Annotated in this window: 12 protein-coding genes and 1 tRNA gene; 6 read left to right on the forward strand and 7 right to left on the reverse strand. The window is 56.7% G+C overall.

The annotated features are described in order from the left end of the window. Positions 1–72 precede the first annotated feature (72 nt). The 5 genes from CJF39_RS21755 to CJF39_RS21775 all read right to left on the reverse strand — a co-directional run bounded on the left by CJF39_RS21755 (position 73) and on the right by CJF39_RS21775 (position 4,925). Positions 73–390: a reverse transcriptase N-terminal domain-containing protein gene (locus CJF39_RS21755; RefSeq protein WP_094995272.1), complete on the reverse strand. Its 318-nt coding sequence runs from the start codon at positions 388–390 to the stop codon at positions 73–75. A 1,034-nt stretch (positions 391–1,424) separates the two neighbouring features. Continuing rightward, a complete protein-coding gene (groL, locus tag CJF39_RS21760; protein ID WP_047274181.1) occupies positions 1,425–3,068 on the reverse strand; it encodes a chaperonin GroEL in 1,644 nt (547 codons plus the stop codon). A gap of 49 nt (positions 3,069–3,117) precedes the next feature. Continuing rightward, positions 3,118–3,411 carry a co-chaperone GroES gene (locus tag CJF39_RS21765; protein ID WP_016779794.1) on the reverse strand — a complete coding sequence of 98 codons (294 nt, stop codon included), beginning with the start codon at positions 3,409–3,411 and terminating at the stop codon, positions 3,118–3,120. A 243-nt stretch (positions 3,412–3,654) separates the two neighbouring features. Further along, a complete protein-coding gene (locus CJF39_RS21770; protein ID WP_094995273.1) occupies positions 3,655–4,128 on the reverse strand; it encodes an FxsA family protein in 474 nt (157 codons plus the stop codon). A gap of 71 nt (positions 4,129–4,199) precedes the next feature. Further along, the gene (locus CJF39_RS21775) at positions 4,200–4,925 is read right to left on the reverse strand and encodes a HugZ family protein (RefSeq protein ID WP_094995274.1); all 726 of its coding nucleotides are present in this window, start codon (positions 4,923–4,925) and stop codon (positions 4,200–4,202) included. Between the two features lie 155 nt (positions 4,926–5,080). On the opposite strand from CJF39_RS21775, the gene CJF39_RS21780 reads away from it, so the two are divergent. Next, positions 5,081–5,839 (forward strand): SDR family oxidoreductase, encoded by a 759-nt coding sequence (locus CJF39_RS21780; protein ID WP_094995275.1) that lies wholly within the window; start codon positions 5,081–5,083, stop codon positions 5,837–5,839. Between the two features lie 136 nt (positions 5,840–5,975). Here the strand turns inward: CJF39_RS21780 and CJF39_RS21785 are convergent, their stop codons facing one another. After that, a complete protein-coding gene (locus CJF39_RS21785) occupies positions 5,976–6,989 on the reverse strand; it encodes a DUF481 domain-containing protein (RefSeq protein ID WP_094995276.1) in 1,014 nt (337 codons plus the stop codon). A gap of 165 nt (positions 6,990–7,154) precedes the next feature. Between CJF39_RS21785 and CJF39_RS21790 the strand changes: the two genes are divergently transcribed. The 4 genes from CJF39_RS21790 (at position 7,155) to CJF39_RS21805 (ending at position 11,887) form a co-directional block, all read left to right on the forward strand. Next, complete coding sequence (locus CJF39_RS21790) at positions 7,155–7,508, forward strand: MGMT family protein (RefSeq protein ID WP_094995277.1); 354 nt, start codon at positions 7,155–7,157, stop codon at positions 7,506–7,508. 42 nt (positions 7,509–7,550) lie between these two features. Then, positions 7,551–9,095, forward strand: coding sequence for an AmpG family muropeptide MFS transporter (locus CJF39_RS21795; protein WP_094995278.1), 1,545 nt, complete (start codon positions 7,551–7,553; stop codon positions 9,093–9,095). Between the two features lie 103 nt (positions 9,096–9,198). Further along, the gene (locus tag CJF39_RS21800; RefSeq protein WP_094995279.1) at positions 9,199–10,914 is read left to right on the forward strand and encodes a proline--tRNA ligase; all 1,716 of its coding nucleotides are present in this window, start codon (positions 9,199–9,201) and stop codon (positions 10,912–10,914) included. 19 nt (positions 10,915–10,933) lie between these two features. Beyond that, entirely contained in the window at positions 10,934–11,887 is a 954-nt protein-coding gene (locus CJF39_RS21805; RefSeq protein ID WP_094995280.1) for a hypothetical protein, read from the forward strand. Positions 11,888–11,895: 8 nt separating this feature from the next. Here the strand turns inward: CJF39_RS21805 and dinB are convergent, their stop codons facing one another. After that, positions 11,896–12,963, reverse strand: a complete 1,068-nt coding sequence (gene dinB, locus CJF39_RS21810) for a DNA polymerase IV (RefSeq protein ID WP_094995281.1) — start codon at positions 12,961–12,963, stop codon at positions 11,896–11,898. Between the two features lie 283 nt (positions 12,964–13,246). On the opposite strand from dinB, the gene CJF39_RS21815 reads away from it, so the two are divergent. After that, positions 13,247–13,323, forward strand: a tRNA-Met gene (locus tag CJF39_RS21815). Positions 13,324–13,591: the final 268 nt, after the last annotated feature.

The following is a 13,591-nucleotide window of genomic DNA, read 5'->3' on the forward strand; positions in this document are numbered from 1 at the left end:
GTTGCTTGGTCATCTGACACCTCGATATGGCGAGCATTCTCGCCTAAATGAGTGTCCGGTTTCATTAGACCACTACATGTAGCCCCTGCGCTCTAACCGAAAAACTGCCTTCCATTTGCTTTCAGGCGTGCTCCAGGTTTCCCCATCGACGCCGGGAGTCCTGCGACCCCGGTTTTCAGTGACCCGTTTAACCGCCAATACCTTGGCGGCAAACGAGCGAACCAGCATACGCTGCAAGGTTTTCACCTGCCGCCATTGCTGATTCTTGGCTGCCTTCGCGATCCGTACCTGTAGCCCTCGCACCTGTCGATGACCTGTTTCCCAGTCTATCGAATGCCAACTGATGGCCAGATGGGAGGACGCAGGTACTTCTATTTCAGACGCACTCATCTTGCTTTTCCTCCAGAGAAGATTTCCCCAGAGGGCAGTAGACGCACGTCGCCTTTGTGGGGGAGTGAGTACACTGCCCCGCAAGGGATTTCTATGAGTTAGACGCAGCCGGTCAAACCGACAAACGTCTGTTCTTGATGGCTTTACAGGCCTTCTCGCGATCAAAGACCAGTCGGAAGTCAGCACCGTTTCCAGTCAGGGCAGAGCCCTTATCCAACCCCATTACAGGGAGGCATTCGCTTTATCCGACATCCTCTACCCGCATTTTCAACAGTCTTCCTCACGGTCGACCTGCCTTGCCATACAGGCCAATGGCGAAAATACGGGCTTACCGAGTTCCATAACCGTCACAAGGATGGGTTAGGCCCTGCCTATTCACCGATGACTCAATGTCAGCGTGCCCCCAGATGTAAAAGGGACAACCAGTCATGCACCATTTTGGTCAAAGCCTATCAGCAACTTTGGCTCCATGCGGTTGACGGTGTTTATCAGCAGTTCACTTACGTTGGCCATACCAACCAGCCTAGCGTCTCACCCGCGTGTTGCTCGCAGGGTCTGCATGGTGCCTCGCGGCGACCACACACCACAGAATCATGGGACTACATTGTCAGGAAGCTTCGCACCCCGCCGTTACCAGCGACGCACTATCCCTAGGCTACTTTTGGCTGAACAAAAGGTCTCGCGCCCCTCTACCTTGCGGTTTCCGGGTGAGACAATGACAGCTATGGCTTGCGCCCTATAGATAGGAGCAGGCCAGCTCTTTGGACACGATTTCCCATACCTCCCTCGCAGTGATTCAAAATCTGCAAGCTCAGTACGCATATCGTTCTGATGATTTCCAGAGAGAAAATCACGATATATAGGCGACATTACGCCGAATTCTAAGCACCTTGTGAGTGCCGGAAATCCGGGTTTTGACGCCCGGACTTCGGGTTTTTTAAGCTGTTTCTGCGGGAAAGTGATCACCGGTTCAACCGGTGATCACCTAAGATGTAGCCCGCTAGGTGCTTCTACCTATAGCGACTCTCGTCGCACTACATCATGCCGCCCATACCACCCATGCCGCCCATGTCTGGCATGCCGCCGCCAGCTGGTTTGTCTTCCTGGATCTCGGCGATCATCGCTTCAGTGGTGATCATCAGGCTGGCAATCGACGAAGCCGCTTGCAGAGCCGAACGAGTCACTTTAGCCGGGTCAAGGATACCCATTTCGATCATGTCGCCGTATTCGCCAGTGGCAGCGTTGTAACCGTAGTTACCCGAACCCTGCTTCACTTTGTCGACCACTACGCTTGGCTCGTCACCGGAGTTGGCAACGATCTGACGCAGAGGCGCTTCAACTGCACGACGCAGCAGCGCGATACCGACGTTTTGATCAGCGTTGTCGCCTTTCAATTCAGAGATAGCTTGCAGAGCGCGAACCAGTGCCACGCCACCGCCAGGTACCACGCCTTCTTCAACGGCTGCACGGGTAGCGTGCAGGGCGTCTTCAACGCGGGCTTTCTTCTCTTTCATTTCAACTTCAGAACCGGCGCCAACCTTGATCACAGCAACACCGCCGGACAGTTTGGCCAGACGCTCTTGCAGTTTTTCACGGTCGTAATCAGAGGTGGTATCAGCCACTTGTGCACGGATCTGAGTCACACGTGCCTGGATGTCCGCATCGTTGCCAGCACCATCGATGATGGTGGTGTTTTCTTTGGACAGGATCACGCGCTTAGCGTTACCCAGGTGCTCCAGGGTTGTGCTTTCCAGGCTCAGGCCGATCTCTTCGGAGATCACAGTACCGCCAGTCAGAACAGCGATGTCCTGCAGCATGGCTTTGCGACGGTCGCCGAAGCCAGGTGCTTTAACAGCAGCCACTTTCACGATACCGCGCATGTTGTTCACAACCAGCGTCGCCAAGGCTTCGCCTTCAACGTCTTCGGCCACGATCAGCAGTGGACGGCCGGCTTTGGCTACGGCTTCCAGTACTGGCAGCATTTCGCGGATGTTGGAGATCTTTTTGTCAACCAACAGGATCAGCGGACCGTCCAGCTCAGCCACCATGGTGTCTGGCTTGTTCACGAAGTAAGGGGAGAGGTAGCCGCGGTCAAACTGCATGCCTTCAACCACAGACAGTTCGTTTTCCAGGCCCGAGCCTTCTTCAACGGTGATCACGCCTTCTTTACCGACTTTTTCCATGGCTTCGGCAATGATGTCGCCGATGGAGTTGTCGGAGTTGGCAGAGATAGTACCTACCTGAGCGATCGCCTTGCTGTCAGCGCATGGCTTGGCCAGTTCACGCAGCTCTTTGACGATAGCGATGGTCGCTTTGTCGATACCGCGCTTGAGGTCCATCGGGTTCATGCCGGCAGCGACAGCTTTCAGGCCTTCGTTGACGATCGATTGAGCCAGTACGGTTGCAGTCGTAGTACCGTCACCGGCGTCATCGTTGGCACGGGAAGCAACGTCTTTAACCAGTTGCGCGCCCATGTTTTCGAAGCGGTCTTTCAGCTCGATTTCTTTGGCAACGGACACGCCGTCCTTGGTGATGGTCGGAGCGCCGAAGCTCTTCTCGATGATCACGTTACGGCCTTTAGGGCCCAGGGTCGCTTTTACTGCGTCAGCCAGGACGTTTACACCGGCGAGCATTTTTTTACGGGCGGAATCGCCGAATTTAACTTCTTTAGCAGCCATGATCGTTCTTCCTTAAATACTGTGTAGTAACGGGAAAATGAGCGGGAAATCAGCCTTCGATAACAGCGAGAATCTCGTTCTCAGCCATTACCAACAGGTCTTCGCCGTCTACCTTCACGGTGTTGCTGCCGGAGTAAGGGCCGAACACAACTTTGTCACCCACTTTCACGGCCAGCGCACGCACTTCACCGTTGTCCAGAACGCGACCCGTGCCCACAGCGATCACTTCACCGCTGTTGGCTTTTTCAGCAGCCGAACCAGGCAGAACGATACCGCCAGCGGTTTTCTTTTCTTCTTCGCTGCGACGGATTACGACGCGGTCATGCAGAGGACGAAGCTTCATTGTCGATCTCTCCTAATTGTGGTGTTCATCGGCCGGTTTCATACCGGCTGGGTTTACAAGTCCGGAATTGCCGGGGGTGTTTCGCGGATAAGTGCTTGCTGTTGCCAGCAAAACCCTGCGGTGTCCGTTACATGAGGGCGGCCGTAGTGATTACAAGGGCCGACCCATGATTTTTTTTGCGAAGATCAGCCACTCAAAAACGAACACGGCACCGAAGTGCCGTGCTTTAAACGCTGAATCGCTTTACTTGTCGCGGTGCTCGAACTCACCCTCGATCACGTTCGGTTCGCGGCCCAGGGGCTGATGAGTGCCCGGACGCACAGGCGCATCGAATTCATCGGCAAAGGCACGCTGACGCATGGCCTGTTCTTCCGCGCGTTTGCGCAGGCGCTTGACCAGCAGCCCCCGCACGGGAGGCAATAGCAACAGCAAACCTGCGATGTCGCTGATGAAACCGGGAAGCACCAGCAAGCCACCGCCCAACGCCATCATCAAACCGTGGAGCATTTGCTCGGCAGGCAACTCGCCGCGATTCAAGCTTTCGCGCGCGCTGAGTGCCGTCGCCAACCCGGCGATCCGCACCACAAGAATCCCCAGCATGGAGCCGGCAATGATCAGCAGCAACGCGGGGAAAAAACCGATCGCGGTGCTGACCTTGAAAAAGACGTACAGCTCTAGCACGGGAAACAACAGAAAGAGCAATAGAAAAGCGCGCATCAAATGATTCCTCTCCGGAAGAATATCTTCCAACCCAGCTTAGATGACGGCGCTTGGCCCTGAATTCAAGGTCAGGCTGGCTGTTTTTTCGGCCACTCACTGGCGCGGGCCAGAAAAACCAAGGCTTCGCGCGCTTGTATCGGAGTGTTACAAACCTGCGGAAAGCCTAGCCAATAAAGGCCCGCTCCGATGCGTAAATGCATACCTTCACTGTCTATTGCGACCAGCACGGCAGGTGCGGTTTGTGGCAATCGCGCTAATTGCACGTAATGCTGTATCGCATTGGCGTGATCATCATTCATGTGTTCGACCATGCGCCGCTCGGCTTGCCCGGCAAACGGGTTAGCCAAGGTCACCTGATCCAGCCAGTGAATGGCGCCAAACCCGCCGATATAACGATGCCGCACAGGTTTAAGCACCCAAAAGTCAAAATCGTGAGCCGTGTGGTAGCTCCGAGACTCGGGGAAGTAGCGGTAATAACGCTCGGCAGCCGCTTCAATGGCCGTGGCATCGCTCAATTGTTCGGCTTCAGCCATCACAGTTAAACGCCCTACTGCCTGAACATCCTCGGCCCCGCGCTCGCCGACCATCAAAGAGCATTTGGGGTCTTGACGCAGGTTATGGGTGTGTTGGGCAATGCGACTGATGAGAATCAAGGGGCGGCCTTGATCATCCAGGCAATAGGGTACAACCGACCCGAACGGGAAACCCGGCATCGCTTTGGACTGCGTCGCCAGTGCTCCACGGTATTCCTTGAGCAGTAATTCTCGGGCATGCTTGGCAGCTTCAACGCTCAACGTGTGACTCCTTATAAAAAATCCGTCGAAAACGGACGAGTTCAGGGCATGCAGTACACCCGCACTCAGGGCTGTATTTGATAGACGACCGCTCCCCCGGCGTAGATCAAGGCTGTGTAAGGAATCACTCCGATAAATTGCTGCCGAGGGCTGTCATGCAACTTAAAGACAAAGTAATCATTATCACTGGCGGTTGCCAAGGACTAGGGCGTGCCATGGCCGAGTATCTGGCTGCCAAGGGCGCCAAACTGGCGCTGGTTGACCTCAATCCGGAAAAACTCGAGCTGGCTGTGACAGCCTGTCAGGCACACGGCGTCGAGGCACGCGCGTATTTATGCAATGTGGCGGATGAAGAGCAGGTCACACAAACGGTGTCACAGATTGCCGATGACTTTGGAGCGATCCACGGCCTGATCAATAACGCCGGTATTCTGCGCGATGGCATGTTGCTCAAGGTTAAAGACGGCGAGATCACCAAGATGAGCCTGGCGCAGTGGCAGGCAGTGATTGATGTGAACCTGACCGGCGTGTTCCTGTGCACCCGTGAAGTGGCAGCCAAAATGGTTGAGCTGAACAATCAGGGCGCGATTATTAATATCTCGTCTATTTCGCGGGCCGGTAACGTGGGCCAGACCAACTACTCGGCGGCCAAGGCGGGCGTAGCCGCTGCGACCGTAACCTGGGCCAAGGAGCTGGCACGCTATGGCATTCGGGTCGCGGGGATTGCGCCGGGCTTCATCGAAACTGAAATGACCCTGGGCATGAAACCTGAAGCGCTGGAGAAAATGACCTCGTTTATCCCGCTTAAGCGCATGGGCAAAGTCGAAGAAATTGCTCATTCGGCGGCTTATATCCTTGAGAACGACTACTACAGCGGACGAATCCTGGAGCTCGATGGCGGGCTGCGGATCTAACCCGGCGTAGCGCAACCAACACTGGGGCAGTCGTTTCAGGCAATGCCTTTTAAGCGGCAATCATTAGCCCTGAAACCACTGCCATTGGCGCCGATACTGCATGCATATGCGGCTTTCGGCAGCCGATTTGCATCGGTTACCAGGTCACACCAAACCCTGCGGTGTAGCGGGTTTTGTTGAGGGTGTTGTCAGTACCGCTGCCACTGCCTACCAAGTCTTTCTCCGCCTTAAGATTGAGCGAAGCCCACTCAGTGACTTTGTAACGCAGGCCAATTTCGGCCTCAAGGCTGTAATCCGAGGCACTGGCCAACGGCTTGCCGACTTCGCCATTGGTGAAAAGCGACACCGTCTTGCCCAGCAAATAACGGTTGTAGTCCCAACGCATGGCCAAGGAGTAGAAGTTGTCCTTCTTGCCGTCCGAGTATTCGTAATCCGTGCGGTTCACCAGTGAACCGAGCGAGAACGCGCCAAGTTCGTCATCCCAAAACTGATAACCAGGCCCCGTACCCACGGTGCGCTGACGGGAGATGTCTTCGACCCTGTCACGCTTGTAAGTCAGGCGACCTTGCCAGTACCACTTTTCATCAAGGAAGTGGTCGAGGGCATATTCGGCACTCCAGTTGTCAGTGGTGACCACATCGTTCTGGAACTCGCGGTTGTACTCGCCTTCGGCATGATGACGCCACGCACCGTGACGGGCAGTGGTTTTAAAGTCGATGTCGTAATCGTCGGTGTCTTTGTCGGCGCGTTTGTAGTCGAGCGCTACATCTATATTGCCCTTCAAGACCAGATCTTCAATCACCGGCTTGGGTTTGATGATCTGTTGAATACTTGCCAGATCGACCGTCTTGGGTTCGTCGCCATTGGCCAGCGTGACCTTCCCGTCCTCGGCTGCTTTTAGCGATTTGGCTTTTTCGCCAGCATACGCATCCTGTTTGACCAATAATTCCTGATCGCTCTCAAGGGTTTTGACCTCTTTCCAATCAATTGGAATGGCCCCCGCGTACTTGGTTTGAATGAGTAACTTGCCGCCATCGAACACTTTAATTTTGCCGCTCAGGCGGTCGCCGTTTTTTAACCAGACCGTATCAGCAAGCAAAGGCGTGGACACATTCAACACAGCGAGGCATAACAGGGTTCTGGACAACATAAGCAGATGCGAAACTCAGGTTTGCGAAAGAATGCCGGCATTATCCAGATGGACATGCCCCAGGCAAAGAAAGACCGGCTGAAAAGGATGTAGTTCCTTCATTAGTCCAATTGACAGAAACGCCTTCAGCCCTCCACCCAAGCCATCTACCTGTAGAAACGTGCCGTGAATTGCGACCCATCTCCTGTTCAAACGCCCGCCGACGTCCGCCGTGAAGCGCTCTATTCAACGCTGATGCAGGTGCCCGCCGGGTATGTGGTCACTTATGGCCAGCTCGCCGAGCTGGCGGGCCTGGGCCGGGCGGCACGGTGGGTCGGGCGCACGCTCAGCCAGCTACCGGAAGGCTCACGCTTGCCGTGGCATCGCGTGATTGCAGCGGGCGGGCGTATCAGTTTGCCAGCAGGGTCGCCATCGGGAGATGAGCAGCGCGCGCGACTTCGCAGCGAAGGGCTGAGTATTTTGAATAATCGCGTGGATATACAACGCCATGGCTGGCGCCCGATAGAGCACTGCGGTTAGAGTGCGGCCTTTGTTTCCGTAACCTGAGGCAGACTCCAGCCCATGCCCCGTAAAACCTGGCGCGCCGCGCTCGCTGCCTATGCCAGCCCCTCGACTCTAGTGCTGTTGCTGCTCGGTTTTGCCGCCGGCTTGCCGTACATGCTGATGGTCTCAACGCTTTCCGTCTGGTTGCGCGAGGCCGGTGTGGCCCTCCAAACCATTGGCTACGCCAGCCTGATCGGTCTGGCCTACGCGTTTAAATGGGTGTGGTCACCACTGCTCGACCAATGGCGCCTGCCTTTGCTGGGTAGACTCGGCCGCCGTCGCTCCTGGCTGGTGCTCGCGCAGTCCCTGGTCATTCTGGGCCTGATCGGCATGGGGTTCTGTGACCCGCAAAAGCATCTTTCCTGGCTGATTGCCATTGCCGTCATCGTGTCTTTTGCCTCGGCCACCCAAGACATTGCTGTCGACGCTTACCGCCTGGAGATTGCAGAAGACAGCCGTCAGGCCGCACTCGCCGCCAGCTACATGTCCGGTTATCGGGTAGCCGCTTTGCTGGCCACGGCCGGAGCCCTGTTTTTCGCGGAAGGTTTCGGCTCCACCGGATTCAACTACAAACACTCGGCCTGGACCGGTACCTTCGTGCTGTTCGGGTTACTGATGGTTCCGGCCCTGCTGACCACCTTTTTCATGCGCGAACCGCCCGTGCCCCTGCGCACTCAGTTGTCAGCCGGGCGATACACCTTCGGCCATCAACTGGCATCGGTGTTTGTGCTGATTGTGCTGCTGGTCTCTGTCCCCGCGATGTTTACCCAGCTCTACGACACCGATTTCGCAAGTGTGCTCTTTGGTGACCAGACACTTCTGAATTTGCTGCTGGAAGACCGGGCGTTCCTGCGTGCGATCTTGTACACCTTGCTCACCGTACTGTGCCTGTCTTCAATTGGACGACGCGGGCTGGCGCCCGTTCTCACACCCGTGAACGACTTTATCGTGCGCTACCGGTGGCAAGCCCTGTTGCTGCTCGGCCTGATCGCCACCTACCGAATGTCTGACACGGTCATGGGCGTCATGGCCAATGTGTTCTACATCGACCAAGGCTTCACCAAAGACCAGATTGCCGGTGTCAGCAAGATTTTCGGCCTGATCATGACCTTGGTCGGTGCAGGCATGGGCGGCCTGCTGATCGTGCGCTTCGGCATCCTGCCGATCCTGCTCATTGGCGGTGCTGCTTCGGCCGGGACCAACCTGCTGTTCATGCTGCTGGCCGACATGGGCCCGAACGTGCAGATGCTGATTGTCACGATTTCACTCGACAACTTCAGCTCCGGCCTCGCCACGTCGGCCTTCGTGGCCTACCTGTCGAGCCTGACCAACCTCAAGTTTTCCGCCACTCAATACGCCCTGCTCAGTTCCATCATGCTGCTGCTGCCGCGCCTGATGGGTGGGTACTCCGGCGTACTGGTCGAGAAGTTCGGCTATCACAACTTCTTCATCATTACGGCAGTGATGGGTATTCCTACGCTGCTGTTGATCAGCCTGCACTGGTATCAAGAGAGCCGCCGCGCACGACAAAAGCCCCCTGTCGATCTCGAAAAAGCGCCGTAAACACACGGGGGACCCAACCTCCCCCGCCTGGCCTGTACGCAAGCACATCTCGCCCGTACAATGCCCAGTCATTTCTAGTCATCAGCAACGGCACCGGCTAACCATGCGCACCAGTCAATATTTGCTCGCCACACAAAAAGAAACGCCATCGGACGCGGTCGTTATCAGCCATCAGCTGATGCTGCGCGCAGGCATGATTCGCAAACTTGCTTCCGGCCTGTACACCTGGCTGCCCATGGGCCTGCGCATCATGCGCAAGGCCGAAGCCATTGTTCGTGAAGAAATGAACGCTGCAGGCGCTCTGGAAGTGCTGATGCCGAGCATCCAGCCGGCCGAGCTGTGGCAGGAATCCGGGCGCTGGGAAGAATACGGCCCTGAACTGCTACGCCTTAAAGACCGTCATGGTCGTGAATTCTGCGTGGGCCCGACCCATGAGGAAGTGATCACCGACCTGTGCCGCAACGAGTTGAACAGCTACAAGCAGCTGCCTATCAACCTGTATCAGATCCAGACCAAGTTCCGTGACGAGATCCGTCCCCGTTTCGGTTTGATGCGCGGCCGTGAATTTATCATGAAGGACGCGTATTCCTTCCACGCCGACGAAGCCTCGCTGCAGGTCACTTACGACCGCATGCACCAGGCATACTGCAACGTGTTCACCCGTCTTGGCCTGAACTTCCGCCCGGTCGAAGCCGACAACGGCTCAATTGGCGGCGCTGGCTCCCACGAATTCCACGTGCTGGCAGAATCGGGCGAAGACGATATCGTTTTCAGCAACGGTTCCGACTACGCGGCCAACATTGAAAAAGCCGAAGCCGTACCGACTGAAACCGCACGGCCTGCGGCCACTGAAGCACTACGTCTGGTCGACACCCCGGACGCCAAAACCATTCAGCAGTTGGTAGAAGGTCACAGCCTGCCAATCGAAAAAACCGTCAAGACCCTGATCGTTCACGCCGCCGAAGAAGGCAAGCTGATCGCGCTGGTGATTCGTGGTGACCACGAGCTGAACGAAATCAAAGCCGCCAACTACCCGTTGGTCGCCAGCCCGCTGGTCATGGCCGGCGATGCCGAGCTGCGCGATGCCATCGGTGCCGGCGCAGGCTCGCTGGGCCCGTTGAACCTGCCATTGCCTTGCATCATTGATCGCTCGGTCGAGATGATGAGCGACTTCGCCGTGGGTGCGAACATCGACGACAAGCATTACTTCGGTGTGAACTGGGAGCGTGACCTGCCCGTACCAACCGTTGCCGATCTACGTAATGTCGTCGCTGGCGACCCTAGCCCGGACGGCAAAGGCACACTGGAAATCAAGCGCGGCATCGAAGTGGGCCACATTTTCCAACTGGGCACCAAGTACAGCGAAGCCATGAAGTGCCAGGTACTGGGCGAGAACGGCAAGCCGGTCACGTTGAGCATGGGCTGCTACGGCATTGGTGTTTCCCGCGTGGTTGCTGCTGCCATCGAACAGAACAACGACGAGCGCGGCATTATCTGGAGCGATGCGTTGGCGCCGTTCCAGGTGGCACTGGTGCCACTGCGTTATGAAACCGAAGCAGTGCGCGAAGCCACGGACGCCTTGTACGCCCAGCTGACAGCCGCAGGCTTTGAAGTACTGCTGGACGATCGCGATAAGAAAACCAGCCCCGGCATCAAGTTCGCTGACATGGAGCTGATCGGCATCCCGCACCGCATCGTGGTCAGTGACCGAGGCCTGGCCGAAGGTAACCTGGAGTACAAGAGTCGCACCGAAGCAGAGCCGCAAGCACTGCCCGTGGCTGACGTCCTGGCATTCCTTCAGGCACGCATCCGTCGCTGAACCCGAATATAGAGACGCCATGTTCAATCGACGTACCTTAACCCTCGGGGGCGCCGCCATGTGCGGCGCCCTGCTGTTGAGTGGCTGTGCCAACCACATGTCGCAACGCAGCGAGCACGAGGAGCGCATCGAGCGCAAACTGCTTTCCCACAGCCTGCTAATCGATGTGGGGTCGCCAGCTGTGCTGGAGTTACCGCAACGCCGTGTGCGCATCAATGAGCAAAAGACTTTCGAAGTCACCGAGTTCGATGTCACCCGTCGTTACGACCGCTACACCCCCTATCAACCCTGGAGAGAAATCTACGAGGTGCCATTGGGGGCCGTGGCAGTGGTTGCCGGGGTTGGCGCCAATGTGCTGAACATCTTCATGTTCGGGCAATTACCGGACAGCGTGACCCGAGATTGGCTGAGCTATGGCGTTGACGGGCTGAATCCGGCCATGAACGTGCAATCCAATGGCCGTGCCCAACAGAGCCTGGCCGGGATTGAAGACGTCCAGCGCGATTCGCGCCTGGAGTATTCGAGCCTGCCGTGGGCTGAACGCCCCGTGGCGGTGACGGCTGGTAAACAGACCCACGAATTGACCACGGATCGCAACGGCGTGTTACGCCTCAACCTGCTGGACGGCCCTTTTGCCGGACAGGATCTCAACCATGTCGGCAAGTTGACGATCACGGTCGAGGACGCACAGGACGAGACCCACTCCGACTCGACCCTCTCAATCAGCAGCAACTTGCGCGGCAAACTGCTGGAAGCGCATAACCTGATCTTCGACGACCTTGAGGGTGACGACGTCAACCAATGGGTTCATCGGGTTAAACGCTTGTCTGAACTGGGCCTTGAAGAGGAAGCCAGCGAACTCGAACAGAGCCTGATCGAACTCACCCGCAACGATCCCGAGTTGCAACGTGAATTCCTTCAGTCCCTGACCAAAAATGCGGGCCGACTGGTCGCAGACCCCGGCGTAAGTTGAGGGGCGCGCTACGAGCGCCCGCCAAACAGCTCCAACTGCTCAAACCCGGTACTCAAATCCTGCAAGCGCACGCCAAGCCCGAGCAATCGAACGGGCTTGGCGCCGCGTGCAAAGGCCTGACTCAACAGGCCCTGATAACTTTCCAGATCCCTCCCGGCCCCTGACTGCTCCAATGTGGTTTGGGTGAAATCGTGAAACTTCACTTTGACGAACGGCTTGCCGGGACGGTAACTCGCATCCAGCCGCCCGATACGCCCATTCAGGGTGTCGAGAAGTTCGGGGAGTTTTTCAAGACAGGTCGCCAGATCCGGCAAGTCGACGTCGTAGGTATTTTCAACACTCACGGACTGACGGCGACTGTCGCTGTGTACCAAACGCTCATCAATGCCCCGCGCCAGCCCCCACAACCGCTCACCAAAGCTGCCGAACTCACGAACCAGCGCCAGCTTGCTCCAGTCGCGCAATTGCAGGCAGGTCTCGATCCCCAGCCGTGCCAGTTTGTCGGCGGTCACCTTACCCACCCCATGCAGTTTGTTGACCGTAAGCGCAGAAACAAAATCGTCTACTTGGTCCGGCGTAATCACGAACAGCCCGTTGGGCTTGCGCCAGTCACTGGCGATTTTTGCCAGAAATTTGTTGGGCGCTACCCCAGCCGATACCGTGATGTGCAACTGATTGGATACCCGACGCCGAATGTCCTGGGCAATGCGCGTGGCGCTGCCGGCAAAGTGCGGGCTGTCCGAAACATCCAGATAAGCCTCGTCCAGCGATAACGGCTCAATCAACTCGGTGTAATCGCGCAGAATGCCGTGAATCTCACGGGAGGCTTCTTTATAAGCGTCCATCCGCCCATGCACGATTACCAGGTCCGGGCACAACTTCAGCGCATGCCGCGATGACATGGCCGATCGCACCCCATACGCCCGCGCTTCATAGTTGCACGTAGAGATCACTCCCCGCCGATCCGCTGAGCCTCCGACCGCCATGGGCTTGTTTGCCAGGCTCGGATCATCACGCATCTCAATGGCGGCGTAGAAACAGTCACAGTCGACATGAATGATTTTTCGCTGCGTCATGTAGGGCGGCGTTCTATCTAAGGTTGAAAGCGGGTCGCCAGTATGTCATCCGCAACTGTATATAGCACCAGTAGTCTTCTGCATCCCCGACCAGCGTGGCTAGAGAGCCCTGCCTATTTGTTTTTCCAATCGAACCACCCTCTTTAATAGCGCATCGCCCATTCCACGCGGCCTACACTGCCTCGCACCACCTCCCTACCAGGCTAACCAATTGAACCAGAACACTTTTTTCTAAATTAACATTTGACACACTCGCGTATCACTGTAGAATCCGCCCCACAGACGCGGGATGGAGCAGTCTGGTAGCTCGTCGGGCTCATAACCCGAAGGTCGTCGGTTCAAATCCGGCTCCCGCAACCAAACATCGAAGAAGGCCACTTGAAAAAGTGGCCTTTTTTGTGCGCGTCAGTTTTGTGTACGCTGCCGCGCTCTGGCACCGCACGTTTCATTGGCGCCTTTCATTCACGCAGAAAACCTGCCGCATTTCAGCTAATTGCCTGCATTTATGCATTAAAGGTTGACTCCTCAGCTCATCACTGTAGAGTGCGCCCCACAGACGCGGGATGGAGCAGTCTGGTAGCTCGTCGGGCTCATAACCCGAAGGTCGTCGGTTCAAATCCGGCTCCCG

The organism is Pseudomonas lundensis (genome assembly GCF_002269125.1).
Taxonomy (GTDB): Bacteria; Pseudomonadota; Gammaproteobacteria; order Pseudomonadales; family Pseudomonadaceae; genus Aquipseudomonas; species Aquipseudomonas lundensis_A.